Genomic DNA, 17,196 nt, shown 5'->3' with positions numbered 1-17,196 from the left:
CGTAGAAATTCTATGTACCTATAATGTATATTAAAGTATACTTAATTTAGTAGATAATTTGCTTTATTATTGAAATAATGTAGTAAATTAGTACTTTAGGGGTAATCAAAATTATGCAGTATGGAATTGAATATGCTTACCGATGAGCAGGTACTTTATGAGCTTACACAACGTGTCAAACGAAAGCGACTTAATCTTAATATGACTCAAGAAACTTTAGCCAATAGGGCAGGAGTACATACGCAGACCGTAAAAAATTTTGAAGCAGGTAAGTCTACCACCATGCTTACATTTATACAATTATTGCGCGGATTTGGTGAATTAAATGCATTAGAAAGTTTTTTACCCGACCCTGGTATAAGCCCCATAGAATTATTAAAGTTAAAGGGCAAAGAACGAGAGCGAGCTTCAGGTAACTCATCAGATGATACAAAAACCTCTTCATGGTAGACGTAATTAAAATTTCTTTGTGGAATAAAGAAGTGGGTGCTTTAAGTTGGAATCCCAAACGCAACTATGCAGCCTTCGAGTTTTTTCCAGATTTTATAGAATCCACATCTTGGGATGTGTCTCCGTTGTTTATGCCTCTTAAAAATTCTACAAATAGGATATACACTTTTCCGAGACTTAACGAAGAAACTTTTAAAGGATTACCGGGCATGCTGTCAGATGTACTTCCAGATGATTTTGGGAATCGCTTAATTGATCAATGGTTGATGCTTAACAACATACCCAAAGCACAATTTACCCCTTTGGATCGTTTATGTTACATTGGAACTCGAGGTATGGGAGCTTTAGAGTTTCAACCATCAAAAATGGTAGGTGCAAAAAAAGCGAGTGTACTTGAAGTTGATAAATTGGTGACATTAGCACAGAAAGTTCTAAGTTCGAGAGAGCAATTGTCAATGACCATGACAGAAACCGAAGATCTTAATGAATTAATTAAGGTGGGTACATCGGCAGGAGGACAGCGTGCTAAGGCTATAATAGCATACAACGCAACTACCAACGAAATAAGATCTGGGCAAACTGAGGTACCAAAAGGATTCGAACATTATTTATTCAAATTTGATGGAGTTAATGATGTATCCCTCGGGGATCCCCAAGGTTATGGTCGTATTGAATATGCATATTATTTAATGGCGCTTGACTGCGGCATAACTATGAATACTTCTCAATTATTTGAAGAGCACAATCGTGCACATTTTATGACCAAACGTTTTGATAGAGGTGATGATGGAGAAAAAATTCATATGCAAACCCTATGCTCACTTGCACATTTTGATTATAAGGCACCCGGTGTTTATTCTTATGAAAATGCGTTTGAGGTTATGCGTCGATTAAATTTACCCCATACAGATGCAATTGAATTGTATAAAAGAATGCTACTTAATGTTATGGCTCGTAATCAGGATGATCATACGAAAAACATTTCATTTTTGATGAATAAAGAAGGGACTTGGAAACTAGCACCCGCCTATGATATTACATATTCCTATAACCCTACAGGTATATGGACCAGTGCACATCAGATGACTATAAATGGTAAGAGGGGAGAATTCTCATTAAATGATTTAATGGCTGTAGGAAGTAAAATTAGTTATAAAAAAAGCCGCGAAGCGATACAAGAAATCGTTGAAGTGGTAGGTAATTTTAAACACTATGCTCAACAAGCAGGTGTACCGCGGGCGCAGGCTAAAACATTGCAAAAAGCATTTCGTTTGCAATGGAATTAAGGGCAAAAAAAGATGTTAGGAAAAATCAGTATCTAAATAAAATTTTAATTTATTTTTATCGCTAAAACTATTGATAAATAGTATGTTGCCATCTAATTTATTATAAATAACTTCGGCAAATAAACCTTTGATATAAAAGATGCTATATTGAAAGTCTCTATTGCAATCATTTACAGTAAATAGATGTTGACCATGATTCCATATATCAAAATATTTTTCGGTTAAGTTTTTTGAATTGAAGTTTTCAATAAGAGTAGTCTTTTGCATAAGCTTTAATTTTTATAGATTCGGAGTAACCAAACTACGGTTTTTCCGTAATACATCCAAATTTATTTTACAATATCTGTGATGGTATCGTATATATTCTGTTAAAAACAGACTAATTATCAATCCAAATGAACTGTATAGTAGTTAAATTATAGCTGTGGTATTAAAATGTAGAGCGAGATTTGCAAGATTACAAATTGTAAAAAACCAGCCTTAAAGTAAAGTAACTGATTCTTAACATTTATTTCTTAGTCGTACACACTAATTCTTGATACCACAAGTTACAAACTTGCGGTAGCGATCACTCTAGCTGGTAGCAGAGGGCTGATATCCTTGATGTTTCTTTAGATTACTTAACCGGTAAAGTTGACGTGCAGATGGTTAAAGTTACAAGACAACGTATTTTGGAAGTCACTAAGCTTGAGCAAGAAGATAAAGAGCATATCTTCTCAGTTATTGATGCTTTTATTGCCAAACGTAAAATACAATCTATTCTATAAAACAAAAAACCAGCTACAAAGCAATGTAACTGGTTCTTAGCATTTATTTCTTACTCGTACACGCCAATCTTTGACGCCACAAGTTGCAAACTTGCGGTAGCGCATACTAGGACGAGCGGGGGATATGCTTAATCGTATGAAAGAGATACAACGATTAAATGAAGATGATAAATCTACGGTTATTAAAATTATTGATGCCTTTATTCGTGATACTAAAACTAAAAAAGCTTACGCATAAAAAAACCACAACTTTCGTTGTGGCTTGTATTATTTTAATTTTCTTGTAGATAAAAAGATTCAAACGTGCGATTATAACATGCGCATTTAGTTTCAAATATACCTTTCTCGAAAGCTTGTTTATGAATCTTAGGAAGTTTTTTATGTCTTTTTTTTCTCTTCTTATCAGCTCGTTTTAAAGTTATAAAGTCATATGTATATGAATACATCATTACAACATCAACCTTATTACATTTTTCTTTAAGCTCTATTGTTGTTGATTCAAGTCCAAGAAAACTAAATTGTATTCTTTCCTCGGAAAGAGGAATATCTACTTGAAAAAAACCCTTTATATCTGTCCTGCCAACTTTAACCGTATCTTTAATCATAATTGACACTCCTGGTAATGTTTCAAAATCCTCAGAAATCACCCTTCCTTTAATAGTTTTATTCTGAGAATAAAGACTACATATTGAAAAACTAAATACTAGAGAAATAATTAATAGTTCCTTCATTTTTAATTCATTTATTTTTTAGGTCTATATTCATGAGTGTAATCGTATTCTGCTGGTTTTTTCTGACCATTAATTCTATACAATATAATAAAAGTTGCGTTAGATATTTTTGGCTTAGCATTTTGCAAATTTTTAATATCTTGTGATTGACCAGGTGCAGATTGAGTCGCCCCTAATTTGCCATCGGGATGAGTGTGAAATTGTTGCACTATGTTATTATCAGAATAACCATCAAGACCATATTTTTTTACTAATCCAATAACACTAGCAGAGGATTTCGTACGATCATTATTATTATATTTTCCCAATACAATATCTGAAACGTCTCCAGAACCATCAGATGAATACGAGAATCCTTTAAGCTCCTTTCCAACATATTCTGATAGCTGTAATGTAAAAGATTTAACTCCATCTACACTTGCTTGCCCTTCGCCTCCTGTTTCAATAACGGTATCATCTGTTTTAAAATTTTGACCATCACTTAAAATCCCTTTTTCTATACCGCCTATTGCGACTTTAGCTTCTCCATTTTTCTTGTACTTAACTTCTCCTCTTTTACTCTTACGTGTATAAGTTTGAAGGATTCTGTCAGGTTCATCATTTGCCTCACCAACTTGTGTAACTGCTCCTGTCTTTTTATTTAATGTATAATCAGTAAGACCGTCTGGGTCAATTTTAAACATAGGACTATTTTGAACATAATTGTATGGTGTAAGTTCATATCTTAAATCAGCTAATGGGTCAGGATTCATCCAACGTCCTAAAGTTGCATCATAATTTCTTGCTCCAAAATCCAACCATCCTAAACCAAGTTCCATTTGTTCTTCCTTCCCGTTAAATCCATACCTATGTGGAATTCCACTTATTGCAGAGCTTGGGTGATTTACTCCGTAGTTAATTTGCATTCCAAAGGGATAGACGTTTATGCATTTTTTTTAACATTGGCGCACTTTCCCTCGGTTCTACTCCAAGAACAGCTTACATTTTTTAAAAAAGAACGTTCTTTCTATCATCATTCTGCTATGCTAAAGTACTAAATACTCCCTAAAAGCCACGCAGCAGCAACCCAGATTATTGCTAAGGCAATAAATCCCTGTCTTGCTGCTGCTTCCTTTTCCTCGGTATGGTACATAATACGAGTTATAATAGCTTCCCTTAATCGATAGCCTTCTGCAGTGTTTTGTTGCGGGTGTAATTATAACAAGTATTATGTACAATACTCCCTGGCCAACGGCTCCAGCCAACCCGCCTCAGGCGCACCAACGCTTTTACATTCGGAATGTAAGATTTGACTTTTAAGACACGATTTTTTAAGGGTAATATTCTAATATTGAACAGTATAAAAGTGCTATTAAACGTGATTTAGACGGGTTTGGGGGCATTTTGAGTGTTTTTTGAGCAAGTTTGCGCGGGCGTTCAATCGCCACTTTGGCTAGCACTTCTAAAGCGGAACAGTCCACAGCTTTAACCTTTCCGCTATTCCACTTTAGAAGTGTAAAATTCATTTAGCTTAAAGTTGAAGTACGTAGGATAATGCGGCTGACCTTCAGCTTTAAGATAAATGCTAGCCTGAACGGCGATTGAGTGCGCTTCGATAAACTCAGTGTAACACGCACTGCTGATAAACCTGTCCGCCTATGGAGGAAGCCCTGCGGCGTTTGAGCGCTCTAGGCGACAGCTAAGCGGAACGGAGCAGCCGACACAGACCGAGAGCCACGCCCAAGCGTGGTGAAGGGATGTGCCAACCGGTTTTTATTTTTCATTTGATAAAATAATTCCTTTAAAATAAAACCGGCTAGGCTGCGACCAGAGCGATGGAGCCAATGAAGTGTGTAGGAGTTTTTTGTGGCGCGTATTATTGCCTTTAATAATCGTGACACAAAAAAGACCGGGAACACGACGAGGGGCATCTAGGCGGCTGAGGGAATAATTTTTATGGAGCTTTTTACAGAATAATAAATTATTGCCCTAGAAAGGGATGCCCCGAGACCATTGACAGCCAACAGGCACTCACAGCGATAGCGGAGTAGCCTGTGCTACTAAATGCCGACCGGAGGGAGACACCTTATTTTTTTTACTTATTTTTCTTAGGGTTTTGACGAGTGTCAAAAATACGGACTACATAAATTTTTGATTTTCCAACTCGGTAAGTAATTTTACAATGATGTTCAATGAGTTTGCGATATTCACGTTTTAAATGAGAGAACTCATCATCGATAGAACCAATTTTTGATAAATCAATATCAGGATTTTCTAGCATTTCCATGCGCTCAAAAATGATATCAATAATTTCTTCTGTCTTTTTTGCTCCGTAACTTTTGTAGTAGAATTCTTTAAACTTTCCTAAATCGTTTATAGCACGAGTAGTAAGTTCAACTGGTTTTATTTTACGTCCCAATTATTAATAATTTTTCTTGCTTCTTTTAAGCTATGTGTCCTACCTTCTTTGATATCTTCTTCTCCTTCTGCAATCATTCTATCCTTACGTTTTTGTTCCATATAATCTTTAGCAGCCTTATACATAACTTCTAAAAACTGAGGATCTCCAATATCTACAAACTTATGAAGCTCATCCTTTAGCTCTAATGCTCCCATAATCATCATTTTTACATTCATAACAAAGATAGTTTTTATATTAATATTATTAGTTTTTTGATTCCTATCCTACATGTTTTTAGGATATAGGATGATAGTTATTGACGATTTCGTGCAAGTTTTCCAAATCATCTTGTAAATATCTTTCGGTAGAACTGATATAGCGGTGACCTGCTAAGTATTGTACTTTTCTAAGGTTGTATTGCCCCAACCAATTGGTAATTACTGAAGCACGGATTTGATGGATGCTTTCTACCTTATGATTAATTTTTTTAAGTTTTCTCACAGTAGCACTGACAAGGTTGGACACCATAGCATGCAAGATTAATTGATCATTCTGGATGTTGTTTTGTTTTAAAAGTTTTTCCCTTATCTCATTTATATATTCCATTAGTTCCATTATTTGCCAGGGTTTTAATTCCAGTTCCCTAGCATTGCTGCGATTTCTGCTTGGTACATAGAGTTTCCCTTTAGAGAGTCGTAAATGTTCCAGTTTTAGGCTTCCAAGGTCTGAAGTACTTAACCCTTGGTAAACGAGCAAGCCGATAATTATTTTATCGCGTTTCAAGCGGTATTTTAAGTATTGGTTACGGGCTTTTTCGGTTTCAAAACTGTAGTACAGGTCTTCCAGTTCTTCCGACTCGAGCAGGTTGTGGTTAATATTCCTTCTTGCACCTCGGACTACAACGGTTTCAATGGGATTATCCATCCTATATGCTTCGCTTATCAAGTAATTGAAGTAGGTTTTCAGGCTTCCCAGTTTATGGTTGATCGTCCTTTTACTGTTTCCTTTTCTGGTCAGGTGCTTGATATATTTTAAACAGGTTTTGTAATCTATTTGTACAGGTGTAGTGGATTGCCGCTTACACCATTTTGTAAAGTTTTGCCGTTCGATATCTTTGGTACAGATGGTCTTTTCTGTATACCCTTCTTTTTTGAGGTAATCGTCATAATTCATTTTCTATTGTTTTTAGGATGTGCGTATAAATTTGTGTGGATTCTAAACTGCTATGCCCTAAAAAATGTTTAATACTTTCTAATGGCACATCTCTTTGCAGTAAGTGGGTGGCAATAGAGTGGCGTAGGGTATGAAGAGTAATTTGTTTTTCTATGATTTTATTATTTTCGGTAGCTGTAACGATTGCTTTTAAACGGTTGGCAAAACTCATTCCGTCCAATCGCTTGCCGTGGATGCTCATAAACAATGCTTCGTTTTCAGTATGGTTTTTAAACTCTGGGCGACTTTCATAGATATAATCTTCCAAGATTCGTAGATTACATTTGTTAAGTGGTACGAACCTTTCTTTATAATTCTTTCCTTTACGTACGTAGATCCGTTCTTTATCAAAAAACACGTCTTTTATATCTAGGTGTATGGCTTCATTTCTGCGCAACCCACAACTGTAGAATATGGTCAGTATTGCTTTATCCCGTAACCTGATACATTTACGCTTGTTACTGTAAGAGGTTGCCAAGAACATCTCTTTTATTTCGGATTGGGTAAGGATATTCATCTTTTCTTCTATGGGGTAGGATTCTGATTTAAGGTGTATGCTGATCCCTTTATGATTATGGTTTTGCAAGTATTCTTTGAACTTCTTTAAGGCTTGTTGGTGTTTGTTTAGATAGGATTTGCTCAATGCTCCATACCTTCTATCATTGGCGCGTTGTTTGAGTTCTTCATAGTAATCTTTGATGTGTTTTGCGGTAATTGTATTAATATCGGTATGTCCGTGAGATTCGAGCCAGTAAAAGAACTCTTGTAAATGGTTTGGCAAGTTATAGACTGTGGTTTCTGCATAGCCTAGTATGTCCAACCATTCTTTAAAATTGGATATAAACATCCTGTAACTATCATTTTGTAGCTTTAATTTTTTCATCGGTATGTCTTTTTTAGATTTCTGTGGCGAGTTTTTGTAACTAACTAGCTTTCTTGTTTTTAGTATCGCCTTTTGGGGAGTGGCGAGGAAGTGGCGAACTGGCGGGTTCGATTTGCACTATGCAGTTTTGTAATGCTTTATCAATTTGGTCTTTTAACTTATCATATTCTTGTAAATCAATAACCTCGAAGCAATAGCTTTTGGTTTTAGCCTTTTTGATACGTTTTATATAACCTTCTTCAAGTAACTGTTTGTTATATCTTCGTAGAGTGGTTTCTTTTACCCGTAAGTTTCTGCGTATTTCAGCATTGGTAAAAGTTGTTTGGGTATTTTCTTTTAAGTAGGATTTTAACCGCTCTAAATGATCTCTACAAGCACCGTTAATCGTATCACTTTTACGTAGTAAAACTTCTTTTATAATTTCATTGGCTTCTTCTATATCTTCGATCGTGGTTTCGATATATTCTTCACCAGTATTTTGATCGTACTGCTTTTCACGTTGATACTGTTTGTAAAAGGTAATGGCTTCTATAAATTGTAAATAGTGGGTATTTGTCCTTCTTGGTTTAAATACGGATTGTGGCAACTCTAAAAACTCTGCATACGGATTGATTACTTTAACAGGTTGTAACAACATTTGCACGTTTTGTAAAAAGGATTTTGCTTTAAGTTCTGCATCTACATTTACTTTCCCTGCGCTGATAAGTCTCTGATAGTACATTATTTTCTTGTCCTGTTCGCTAGATTCATCGATATACAGTAAAAAGCTTCTATTGCTGTTATCTTCATAAATAGATTCTTGTGTGGTACAGCCTGCAACGCTTACAGGGCCTTCTACAGTTAAATGTATCGTTTTGGTATTGCCTTTTCTGTCTTTGTGTACAACTGTTTTTGTTATTCTTCGTTTGGATTGTAATTCACGTAATGGATAGAGTACACTTTCTGCACCGTCCAGATCTTCTATAAGTATGAGTTTGTTGCGTAATTCCGTTCTATTGAAGTAGTAAAAGGCGTTTTCTGATAGTACGGTGATCTCTACTTTTTCGTGATCGGGTACGAGTTCGGCTACTTTGGATTGTAAATGTGTCTTTCCTGCTCCGGAACTCCCTAGACTGATACAATGCAATGGATTGTAGCTTTTACGGCTGGTAAAGATCAGGTACATTAACAATCGGTTGGTTTCTTCGCCTATTACACCGCTTTCGCCTATGAGTTTATTGGTTTTGGTGAGTAGATCAGTTGATTTTAAGAACTTGATAGCTGATTTTTCCTCTGCTGTAGATAACTCTTTGATAGTGATTTCTGATTCATCATTATCTAACTGGCTTAATCTGTATTGTTCCAGTTCATTGGTCAGCTCCTGTAAGGTTCTGCGTACTACGCTTGTGCCTACCTCTATACGTTCAGCAACTTTTCTTACAAGTTTTTCTACTTGGTTATCGTTATATAAATCTACATTGTGCCTTAGTTTGGTTTCAGATTTTATTTTGCTGATACCTAATGTAACCCGTAATGCTTCTAAATGATTCAGTTTGATACCGCCAAGAATAGATATTTCTAAGTGTTTTGTGATATACTCGTAATTGTTTGGATTGGTAGTGTTAAGCATCGTGGAAAAATATTTTTAAAAAGTTTTTTAAGACTTATCATTCACAAAGCTACATTATCAATCTTATATAAACAAGCCTTTTCATTATTGTTTATGACTTATAAATCATCTATTTTTGCCAAAACACTGATTTTACAATCATTTTCAATACTTATCATTATGGATTTTGGAGATAATATGATGCTACTACGTAAGAAGAAAAAACTTTCTCAGGCTGCTTTGGGCAAGATGATCGATACTTCTGGTGATGTGGTAGGAAGATATGAACGAGGTGATATTAAACCTTCTATTGATGTAGTGGTAAAAATTGCAGACGCCTTAGAGATTTCTGTCGATTATTTGATTGGCAAAAGTAAACTGCAACTTGATAAGCAAGCTATCGAACGACTAGAACGTATCTCCGAACTTTCAGAAGATAATAAGAACTTTCTCTACAATATGATTGATATGGCACTACGTGACTTTAAAACTAAAAAGGCTTACGCATAAAAAAACCACCCAAGGGTGGCCTTTTATTATTGACTTGTAATATCTGAAGGTGGATTCCTAAAACCTTTATATTGTTTTAAGTATTCCTCATTACCTTCGAACTCATCCTCGGGTTCCATATTTTCTTTAAAATATTTTTCGAATAGAGTTATCGATATATCATTTATGTTAATGGACTTTACTTTTTCTTTTTTCCATTTGTCTATTGAAAAAGCTGTCAATGTCTGATACATAGTAAATGCAAGCATACCTTCCCATTCCGTATATTTTTCTTTTTCAGTAAAGTCAATAATATCTTCAACCCTATTATGCTCCTGCCTTATATCTTGAATATAAGTTTCCGTTTCTTCGATCCCTTCCAAGGAGAATTCCTTTTTCCATAAGGGCGCTACTTTATTATAAATATCTTCAAAATACATTTTCTAAAAATTTAATTTCCTATTACTTTTCCATCTCCATCGATAGTAACTCGAGTACCCGTTGTTTTTGAAGTTTTTCCAAAATCTGTTGTGCCTTTTGGATAAGCCTTCCATTGATCTCCCGTATTACCTACATTACCATGACTAGTATGTGATTTTTTGTAAATAGCACCTGTCTTTTTGTGGACTCTTGTATCTCCAACTCTTTTAAATTGGTCAGGATTTAGGTCAGGCGTAGGCATTTTACCTTTTTTACCACTTTTAAACAGCTTTTTTATCAGATTATACCCTTTTTTTCCTTTTTGAACTTTTCTTAAAAATAAGGTTAACGCAGCTCCTGCATATTGTCCATTTGATAATCGGTCAATTGTTTCAATACCATCCTCTATCTCGTCAGTGATCATAAATTGGGTTACTTCATCTGAAGCGCTACCATCTGACGTTGTTACCTCCTGCCAAACTTGTTTCCAAAACGCTTTGGTACGATCCCATTTCAGGTTGTCTGGAATATCCCCTGCTTCTTGTATAGTATTAAAAGTAGCTGCATCAACAACCCATTCAAAATCATATCCGTCTTCAATATGAATTACTTGGCTTGGGTCATCCTCATTGACAACATCTGTAAACAATCCTGTAGGATCGCTGTACATTAGTGGACTATTCTTCGAATAATGGTATGGTGTATGATCGTTATAACTTTCTGAAAGAGCGTCAATTCCTACAAACCTTCCAATAGCTGGATCGTAATGCCTCCAGTCCATTGCAACCAATCCAAGATCAAGTTCGTTAACTTCCTCAACCCCAATAAATCCATATTCGTGTTTACGTCCAGTAATCAAGGAGTTCGGATGATCAGAACCGTATTTAAGTTCAAGTCCAAAGGGATAGACGTTTATGCATTTTTTTTAACATTGGCGCACTTTCCCTCGGTTCTACTCCAAGAACAGCTTACATTTTTTAAAAAAGAACGTTCTTTCTATCATCATTCTGCTATGCTAAAGTACTAAATACTCCCTAAAAGCCACGCAGCAGCAACCCAGATTATTGCTAAGGCAATAAATCCCTGTCTTGCTGCTGCTTCCTTTTCCTCGGTATGGTACATAATACGAGTTATAATAGCTTCCCTTAATCGATAGCCTTCTGCAGTGTTTTGTTGCGGGTGTAATTATAACAAGTATTATGTACAATACTCCCTGGCCAACGGCTCCAGCCAACCCGCCTCAGGCGCACCAACGCTTTTACATTCGGAATGTAAGATTTGACTTTTAAGACACGATTTTTTAAGGGTAATATTCTAATATTGAACAGTATAAAAGTGCTATTAAACGTGATTTAGACGGGTTTGGGGGCATTTTGAGTGTTTTTTGAGCAAGTTTGCGCGGGCGTTCAATCGCCACTTTGGCTAGCACTTCTAAAGCGGAACAGTCCACAGCTTTAACCTTTCCGCTATTCCACTTTAGAAGTGTAAAATTCATTTAGCTTAAAGTTGAAGTACGTAGGATAATGCGGCTGACCTTCAGCTTTAAGATAAATGCTAGCCTGAACGGCGATTGAGTGCGCTTCGATAAACTCAGTGTAACACGCACTGCTGATAAACCTGTCCGCCTATGGAGGAAGCCCTGCGGCGTTTGAGCGCTCTAGGCGACAGCTAAGCGGAACGGAGCAGCCGACACAGACCGAGAGCCACGCCCAAGCGTGGTGAAGGGATGTGCCAACCGGTTTTTATTTTTCATTTGATAAAATAATTCCTTTAAAATAAAACCGGCTAGGCTGCGACCAGAGCGATGGAGCCAATGAAGTGTGTAGGAGTTTTTTGTGGCGCGTATTATTGCCTTTAATAATCGTGACACAAAAAAGACCGGGAACACGACGAGGGGCATCTAGGCGGCTGAGGGAATAATTTTTATGGAGCTTTTTACAGAATAATAAATTATTGCCCTAGAAAGGGATGCCCCGAGACCATTGACAGCCAACAGGCACTCACAGCGATAGCGGAGTAGCCTGTGCTACTAAATGCCGACCGGAGGGAGACACCTTATTTTTTTTACTTATTTTTCTTAGGGTTTTGACGAGTGTCAAAAATACGGACTACATAAATTTTTGATTTTCCAACTCGGTAAGTAATTTTACAATGATGTTCAATGAGTTTGCGATATTCACGTTTTAAATGAGAGAACTCATCATCGATAGAACCAATTTTTGATAAATCAATATCAGGATTTTCTAGCATTTCCATGCGCTCAAAAATGATATCAATAATTTCTTCTGTCTTTTTTGCTCCGTAACTTTTGTAGTAGAATTCTTTAAACTTTCCTAAATCGTTTATAGCACGAGTAGTAAGTTCAACTGGTTTTATTTTACGTCCCAATTATTAATAATTTTTCTTGCTTCTTTTAAGCTATGTGTCCTACCTTCTTTGATATCTTCTTCTCCTTCTGCAATCATTCTATCCTTACGTTTTTGTTCCATATAATCTTTAGCAGCCTTATACATAACTTCTAAAAACTGAGGATCTCCAATATCTACAAACTTATGAAGCTCATCCTTTAGCTCTAATGCTCCCATAATCATCATTTTTACATTCATAACAAAGATAGTTTTTATATTAATATTATTAGTTTTTTGATTCCTATCCTACATGTTTTTAGGATATAGGATGATAGTTATTGACGATTTCGTGCAAGTTTTCCAAATCATCTTGTAAATATCTTTCGGTAGAACTGATATAGCGGTGACCTGCTAAGTATTGTACTTTTCTAAGGTTGTATTGCCCCAACCAATTGGTAATTACTGAAGCACGGATTTGATGGATGCTTTCTACCTTATGATTAATTTTTTTAAGTTTTCTCACAGTAGCACTGACAAGGTTGGACACCATAGCATGCAAGATTAATTGATCATTCTGGATGTTGTTTTGTTTTAAAAGTTTTTCCCTTATCTCATTTATATATTCCATTAGTTCCATTATTTGCCAGGGTTTTAATTCCAGTTCCCTAGCATTGCTGCGATTTCTGCTTGGTACATAGAGTTTCCCTTTAGAGAGTCGTAAATGTTCCAGTTTTAGGCTTCCAAGGTCTGAAGTACTTAACCCTTGGTAAACGAGCAAGCCGATAATTATTTTATCGCGTTTCAAGCGGTATTTTAAGTATTGGTTACGGGCTTTTTCGGTTTCAAAACTGTAGTACAGGTCTTCCAGTTCTTCCGACTCGAGCAGGTTGTGGTTAATATTCCTTCTTGCACCTCGGACTACAACGGTTTCAATGGGATTATCCATCCTATATGCTTCGCTTATCAAGTAATTGAAGTAGGTTTTCAGGCTTCCCAGTTTATGGTTGATCGTCCTTTTACTGTTTCCTTTTCTGGTCAGGTGCTTGATATATTTTAAACAGGTTTTGTAATCTATTTGTACAGGTGTAGTGGATTGCCGCTTACACCATTTTGTAAAGTTTTGCCGTTCGATATCTTTGGTACAGATGGTCTTTTCTGTATACCCTTCTTTTTTGAGGTAATCGTCATAATTCATTTTCTATTGTTTTTAGGATGTGCGTATAAATTTGTGTGGATTCTAAACTGCTATGCCCTAAAAAATGTTTAATACTTTCTAATGGCACATCTCTTTGCAGTAAGTGGGTGGCAATAGAGTGGCGTAGGGTATGAAGAGTAATTTGTTTTTCTATGATTTTATTATTTTCGGTAGCTGTAACGATTGCTTTTAAACGGTTGGCAAAACTCATTCCGTCCAATCGCTTGCCGTGGATGCTCATAAACAATGCTTCGTTTTCAGTATGGTTTTTAAACTCTGGGCGACTTTCATAGATATAATCTTCCAAGATTCGTAGATTACATTTGTTAAGTGGTACGAACCTTTCTTTATAATTCTTTCCTTTACGTACGTAGATCCGTTCTTTATCAAAAAACACGTCTTTTATATCTAGGTGTATGGCTTCATTTCTGCGCAACCCACAACTGTAGAATATGGTCAGTATTGCTTTATCCCGTAACCTGATACATTTACGCTTGTTACTGTAAGAGGTTGCCAAGAACATCTCTTTTATTTCGGATTGGGTAAGGATATTCATCTTTTCTTCTATGGGGTAGGATTCTGATTTAAGGTGTATGCTGATCCCTTTATGATTATGGTTTTGCAAGTATTCTTTGAACTTCTTTAAGGCTTGTTGGTGTTTGTTTAGATAGGATTTGCTCAATGCTCCATACCTTCTATCATTGGCGCGTTGTTTGAGTTCTTCATAGTAATCTTTGATGTGTTTTGCGGTAATTGTATTAATATCGGTATGTCCGTGAGATTCGAGCCAGTAAAAGAACTCTTGTAAATGGTTTGGCAAGTTATAGACTGTGGTTTCTGCATAGCCTAGTATGTCCAACCATTCTTTAAAATTGGATATAAACATCCTGTAACTATCATTTTGTAGCTTTAATTTTTTCATCGGTATGTCTTTTTTAGATTTCTGTGGCGAGTTTTTGTAACTAACTAGCTTTCTTGTTTTTAGTATCGCCTTTTGGGGAGTGGCGAGGAAGTGGCGAACTGGCGGGTTCGATTTGCACTATGCAGTTTTGTAATGCTTTATCAATTTGGTCTTTTAACTTATCATATTCTTGTAAATCAATAACCTCGAAGCAATAGCTTTTGGTTTTAGCCTTTTTGATACGTTTTATATAACCTTCTTCAAGTAACTGTTTGTTATATCTTCGTAGAGTGGTTTCTTTTACCCGTAAGTTTCTGCGTATTTCAGCATTGGTAAAAGTTGTTTGGGTATTTTCTTTTAAGTAGGATTTTAACCGCTCTAAATGATCTCTACAAGCACCGTTAATCGTATCACTTTTACGTAGTAAAACTTCTTTTATAATTTCATTGGCTTCTTCTATATCTTCGATCGTGGTTTCGATATATTCTTCACCAGTATTTTGATCGTACTGCTTTTCACGTTGATACTGTTTGTAAAAGGTAATGGCTTCTATAAATTGTAAATAGTGGGTATTTGTCCTTCTTGGTTTAAATACGGATTGTGGCAACTCTAAAAACTCTGCATACGGATTGATTACTTTAACAGGTTGTAACAACATTTGCACGTTTTGTAAAAAGGATTTTGCTTTAAGTTCTGCATCTACATTTACTTTCCCTGCGCTGATAAGTCTCTGATAGTACATTATTTTCTTGTCCTGTTCGCTAGATTCATCGATATACAGTAAAAAGCTTCTATTGCTGTTATCTTCATAAATAGATTCTTGTGTGGTACAGCCTGCAACGCTTACAGGGCCTTCTACAGTTAAATGTATCGTTTTGGTATTGCCTTTTCTGTCTTTGTGTACAACTGTTTTTGTTATTCTTCGTTTGGATTGTAATTCACGTAATGGATAGAGTACACTTTCTGCACCGTCCAGATCTTCTATAAGTATGAGTTTGTTGCGTAATTCCGTTCTATTGAAGTAGTAAAAGGCGTTTTCTGATAGTACGGTGATCTCTACTTTTTCGTGATCGGGTACGAGTTCGGCTACTTTGGATTGTAAATGTGTCTTTCCTGCTCCGGAACTCCCTAGACTGATACAATGCAATGGATTGTAGCTTTTACGGCTGGTAAAGATCAGGTACATTAACAATCGGTTGGTTTCTTCGCCTATTACACCGCTTTCGCCTATGAGTTTATTGGTTTTGGTGAGTAGATCAGTTGATTTTAAGAACTTGATAGCTGATTTTTCCTCTGCTGTAGATAACTCTTTGATAGTGATTTCTGATTCATCATTATCTAACTGGCTTAATCTGTATTGTTCCAGTTCATTGGTCAGCTCCTGTAAGGTTCTGCGTACTACGCTTGTGCCTACCTCTATACGTTCAGCAACTTTTCTTACAAGTTTTTCTACTTGGTTATCGTTATATAAATCTACATTGTGCCTTAGTTTGGTTTCAGATTTTATTTTGCTGATACCTAATGTAACCCGTAATGCTTCTAAATGATTCAGTTTGATACCGCCAAGAATAGATATTTCTAAGTGTTTTGTGATATACTCGTAATTGTTTGGATTGGTAGTGTTAAGCATCGTGGAAAAATATTTTTAAAAAGTTTTTTAAGACTTATCATTCACAAAGCTACATTATCAATCTTATATAAACAAGCCTTTTCATTATTGTTTATGACTTATAAATCATCTATTTTTGCCAAAACACTGATTTTACAATCATTTTCAATACTTATCATTATGGATTTTGGAGATAATATGATGCTACTACGTAAGAAGAAAAAACTTTCTCAGGCTGCTTTGGGCAAGATGATCGATACTTCTGGTGATGTGGTAGGAAGATATGAACGAGGTGATATTAAACCTTCTATTGATGTAGTGGTAAAAATTGCAGACGCCTTAGAGATTTCTGTCGATTATTTGATTGGCAAAAGTAAACTGCAACTTGATAAGCAAGCTATCGAACGACTAGAACGTATCTCCGAACTTTCAGAAGATAATAAGAACTTTCTCTACAATATGATTGATATGGCACTACGTGACTTTAAAACTAAAAAGGCTTACGCATAAAAAAACCACCCAAGGGTGGCCTTTTATTATTGACTTGTAATATCTGAAGGTGGATTCCTAAAACCTTTATATTGTTTTAAGTATTCCTCATTACCTTCGAACTCATCCTCGGGTTCCATATTTTCTTTAAAATATTTTTCGAATAGAGTTATCGATATATCATTTATGTTAATGGACTTTACTTTTTCTTTTTTCCATTTGTCTATTGAAAAAGCTGTCAATGTCTGATACATAGTAAATGCAAGCATACCTTCCCATTCCGTATATTTTTCTTTTTCAGTAAAGTCAATAATATCTTCAACCCTATTATGCTCCTGCCTTATATCTTGAATATAAGTTTCCGTTTCTTCGATCCCTTCCAAGGAGAATTCCTTTTTCCATAAGGGCGCTACTTTATTATAAATATCTTCAAAATACATTTTCTAAA

20 protein-coding genes are annotated in these 17,196 nt (G+C 35.8%); 4 read left to right on the top strand and 16 right to left on the bottom strand.

Annotated elements, in window-relative coordinates:
• Positions 1-120 precede the first annotated feature (120 nt).
• On the top strand, positions 121-450 hold the full coding sequence (locus ACE939_RS05855) for a helix-turn-helix transcriptional regulator (RefSeq protein WP_378187917.1): 330 nt from the start codon (positions 121-123) through the stop codon (positions 448-450).
• Positions 444-1,736 (top strand): type II toxin-antitoxin system HipA family toxin, encoded by a 1,293-nt coding sequence (locus ACE939_RS05850; protein ID WP_378187916.1) that lies wholly within the window; start codon positions 444-446, stop codon positions 1,734-1,736. Before ACE939_RS05855 ends, ACE939_RS05850 begins: the two co-directional genes overlap by 7 nt.
• Before the next feature lie 15 nt (positions 1,737-1,751).
• Here the strand turns inward: ACE939_RS05850 and ACE939_RS05845 are convergent, their stop codons facing one another.
• From ACE939_RS05845 to ACE939_RS05810, 8 genes are all read right to left on the bottom strand, one after another.
• Positions 1,752-2,003 carry a hypothetical protein gene (locus tag ACE939_RS05845; RefSeq protein ID WP_378187915.1) on the bottom strand — a complete coding sequence of 84 codons (252 nt, stop codon included), beginning with the start codon at positions 2,001-2,003 and terminating at the stop codon, positions 1,752-1,754.
• A 772-nt stretch (positions 2,004-2,775) separates the two neighbouring features.
• Complete coding sequence (locus tag ACE939_RS05840; protein ID WP_378187914.1) at positions 2,776-3,234, bottom strand: carboxypeptidase-like regulatory domain-containing protein; 459 nt, start codon at positions 3,232-3,234, stop codon at positions 2,776-2,778.
• Between the two features lie 11 nt (positions 3,235-3,245).
• Complete coding sequence (locus ACE939_RS05835) at positions 3,246-4,139, bottom strand: RHS repeat-associated core domain-containing protein (RefSeq protein WP_378187913.1); 894 nt, start codon at positions 4,137-4,139, stop codon at positions 3,246-3,248.
• A 1,169-nt stretch (positions 4,140-5,308) separates the two neighbouring features.
• Complete coding sequence (locus ACE939_RS05830; protein ID WP_378187910.1) at positions 5,309-5,632, bottom strand: type II toxin-antitoxin system RelE/ParE family toxin; 324 nt, start codon at positions 5,630-5,632, stop codon at positions 5,309-5,311.
• Complete coding sequence (locus tag ACE939_RS05825; protein ID WP_378187908.1) at positions 5,617-5,850, bottom strand: hypothetical protein; 234 nt, start codon at positions 5,848-5,850, stop codon at positions 5,617-5,619. Before ACE939_RS05825 ends, ACE939_RS05830 begins: the two co-directional genes overlap by 16 nt.
• A 58-nt stretch (positions 5,851-5,908) precedes the next feature.
• Positions 5,909-6,787 carry a tyrosine-type recombinase/integrase gene (locus ACE939_RS05820; protein ID WP_378187907.1) on the bottom strand — a complete coding sequence of 293 codons (879 nt, stop codon included), beginning with the start codon at positions 6,785-6,787 and terminating at the stop codon, positions 5,909-5,911.
• Positions 6,777-7,709 (bottom strand): tyrosine-type recombinase/integrase, encoded by a 933-nt coding sequence (locus ACE939_RS05815; protein ID WP_378187906.1) that lies wholly within the window; start codon positions 7,707-7,709, stop codon positions 6,777-6,779. The genes ACE939_RS05820 and ACE939_RS05815 overlap by 11 nt, the downstream gene beginning before the upstream one ends.
• 40 nt (positions 7,710-7,749) lie before the next feature.
• Complete coding sequence (locus ACE939_RS05810; protein WP_378187905.1) at positions 7,750-9,318, bottom strand: hypothetical protein; 1,569 nt, start codon at positions 9,316-9,318, stop codon at positions 7,750-7,752.
• A gap of 93 nt (positions 9,319-9,411) precedes the next feature.
• Here ACE939_RS05810 and ACE939_RS05805 point away from each other — a divergent pair, with 93 nt between their 5' ends.
• Entirely contained in the window at positions 9,412-9,807 is a 396-nt protein-coding gene (locus tag ACE939_RS05805) for a helix-turn-helix domain-containing protein (protein ID WP_378187904.1), read from the top strand.
• Between the two features lie 26 nt (positions 9,808-9,833).
• Here the strand turns inward: ACE939_RS05805 and ACE939_RS05800 are convergent, their stop codons facing one another.
• From ACE939_RS05800 to ACE939_RS05770, 7 genes are all read right to left on the bottom strand, one after another.
• Positions 9,834-10,226: a hypothetical protein gene (locus ACE939_RS05800; RefSeq protein ID WP_378187903.1), complete on the bottom strand. Its 393-nt coding sequence runs from the start codon at positions 10,224-10,226 to the stop codon at positions 9,834-9,836.
• Positions 10,227-10,237: 11 nt separating this feature from the next.
• The gene (locus tag ACE939_RS05795; protein WP_378187911.1) at positions 10,238-11,065 is read right to left on the bottom strand and encodes an RHS repeat-associated core domain-containing protein; all 828 of its coding nucleotides are present in this window, start codon (positions 11,063-11,065) and stop codon (positions 10,238-10,240) included.
• Between the two features lie 1,205 nt (positions 11,066-12,270).
• Entirely contained in the window at positions 12,271-12,594 is a 324-nt protein-coding gene (locus ACE939_RS05790) for a type II toxin-antitoxin system RelE/ParE family toxin (RefSeq protein WP_378187910.1), read from the bottom strand.
• Positions 12,579-12,812, bottom strand: a complete 234-nt coding sequence (locus ACE939_RS05785) for a hypothetical protein (RefSeq protein ID WP_378187908.1) — start codon at positions 12,810-12,812, stop codon at positions 12,579-12,581. Before ACE939_RS05785 ends, ACE939_RS05790 begins: the two co-directional genes overlap by 16 nt.
• 58 nt (positions 12,813-12,870) lie before the next feature.
• Entirely contained in the window at positions 12,871-13,749 is an 879-nt protein-coding gene (locus ACE939_RS05780; protein WP_378187907.1) for a tyrosine-type recombinase/integrase, read from the bottom strand.
• Positions 13,739-14,671: a tyrosine-type recombinase/integrase gene (locus ACE939_RS05775; protein ID WP_378187906.1), complete on the bottom strand. Its 933-nt coding sequence runs from the start codon at positions 14,669-14,671 to the stop codon at positions 13,739-13,741. The genes ACE939_RS05780 and ACE939_RS05775 overlap by 11 nt, the downstream gene beginning before the upstream one ends.
• 40 nt (positions 14,672-14,711) lie before the next feature.
• Positions 14,712-16,280 carry a hypothetical protein gene (locus ACE939_RS05770; protein ID WP_378187905.1) on the bottom strand — a complete coding sequence of 523 codons (1,569 nt, stop codon included), beginning with the start codon at positions 16,278-16,280 and terminating at the stop codon, positions 14,712-14,714.
• Between the two features lie 93 nt (positions 16,281-16,373).
• Between ACE939_RS05770 and ACE939_RS05765 the strand changes: the two genes are divergently transcribed.
• Positions 16,374-16,769, top strand: coding sequence for a helix-turn-helix domain-containing protein (locus tag ACE939_RS05765; protein WP_378187904.1), 396 nt, complete (start codon positions 16,374-16,376; stop codon positions 16,767-16,769).
• Positions 16,770-16,795: 26 nt separating this feature from the next.
• On the opposite strand, the gene ACE939_RS05760 is transcribed toward ACE939_RS05765, so the two are convergent.
• Positions 16,796-17,188, bottom strand: coding sequence for a hypothetical protein (locus tag ACE939_RS05760; RefSeq protein WP_378187903.1), 393 nt, complete (start codon positions 17,186-17,188; stop codon positions 16,796-16,798).
• Positions 17,189-17,196 lie beyond the last annotated feature (8 nt).

The organism is Aquimarina rhodophyticola (assembly GCF_042434915.1).
In the GTDB taxonomy this organism is placed as follows: domain Bacteria; phylum Bacteroidota; class Bacteroidia; order Flavobacteriales; family Flavobacteriaceae; genus Aquimarina.
Note: the sequence above shows the minus strand (reverse complement) of the source record. Positions and strands in the feature narration are given on the sequence as shown.

What these genes read in the sequence shown, in the direction of transcription:
- ACE939_RS05855 (WP_378187917.1), top strand. Translation starts at nt 121, where the DNA reads ATGGAATTGAATATGCTTACCGATGAGCAGGTACTTTATGAGCTTACA.
- ACE939_RS05850 (WP_378187916.1), top strand. Translation starts at nt 444, where the DNA reads ATGGTAGACGTAATTAAAATTTCTTTGTGGAATAAAGAAGTGGGTGCT.
- ACE939_RS05845 (WP_378187915.1), bottom strand. Translation starts at nt 2,003, where the DNA reads ATGCAAAAGACTACTCTTATTGAAAACTTCAATTCAAAAAACTTAACC.
- ACE939_RS05840 (WP_378187914.1), bottom strand. Translation starts at nt 3,234, where the DNA reads ATGAAGGAACTATTAATTATTTCTCTAGTATTTAGTTTTTCAATATGT.
- ACE939_RS05835 (WP_378187913.1), bottom strand. Translation starts at nt 4,139, where the DNA reads ATGCAAATTAACTACGGAGTAAATCACCCAAGCTCTGCAATAAGTGGA.
- ACE939_RS05825 (WP_378187908.1), bottom strand. Translation starts at nt 5,850, where the DNA reads ATGAATGTAAAAATGATGATTATGGGAGCATTAGAGCTAAAGGATGAG.
- ACE939_RS05820 (WP_378187907.1), bottom strand. Translation starts at nt 6,787, where the DNA reads ATGAATTATGACGATTACCTCAAAAAAGAAGGGTATACAGAAAAGACC.
- ACE939_RS05815 (WP_378187906.1), bottom strand. Translation starts at nt 7,709, where the DNA reads ATGAAAAAATTAAAGCTACAAAATGATAGTTACAGGATGTTTATATCC.
- ACE939_RS05810 (WP_378187905.1), bottom strand. Translation starts at nt 9,318, where the DNA reads ATGCTTAACACTACCAATCCAAACAATTACGAGTATATCACAAAACAC.
- ACE939_RS05805 (WP_378187904.1), top strand. Translation starts at nt 9,412, where the DNA reads ATGACTTATAAATCATCTATTTTTGCCAAAACACTGATTTTACAATCA.
- ACE939_RS05800 (WP_378187903.1), bottom strand. Translation starts at nt 10,226, where the DNA reads ATGTATTTTGAAGATATTTATAATAAAGTAGCGCCCTTATGGAAAAAG.
- ACE939_RS05785 (WP_378187908.1), bottom strand. Translation starts at nt 12,812, where the DNA reads ATGAATGTAAAAATGATGATTATGGGAGCATTAGAGCTAAAGGATGAG.
- ACE939_RS05780 (WP_378187907.1), bottom strand. Translation starts at nt 13,749, where the DNA reads ATGAATTATGACGATTACCTCAAAAAAGAAGGGTATACAGAAAAGACC.
- ACE939_RS05775 (WP_378187906.1), bottom strand. Translation starts at nt 14,671, where the DNA reads ATGAAAAAATTAAAGCTACAAAATGATAGTTACAGGATGTTTATATCC.
- ACE939_RS05770 (WP_378187905.1), bottom strand. Translation starts at nt 16,280, where the DNA reads ATGCTTAACACTACCAATCCAAACAATTACGAGTATATCACAAAACAC.
- ACE939_RS05765 (WP_378187904.1), top strand. Translation starts at nt 16,374, where the DNA reads ATGACTTATAAATCATCTATTTTTGCCAAAACACTGATTTTACAATCA.
- ACE939_RS05760 (WP_378187903.1), bottom strand. Translation starts at nt 17,188, where the DNA reads ATGTATTTTGAAGATATTTATAATAAAGTAGCGCCCTTATGGAAAAAG.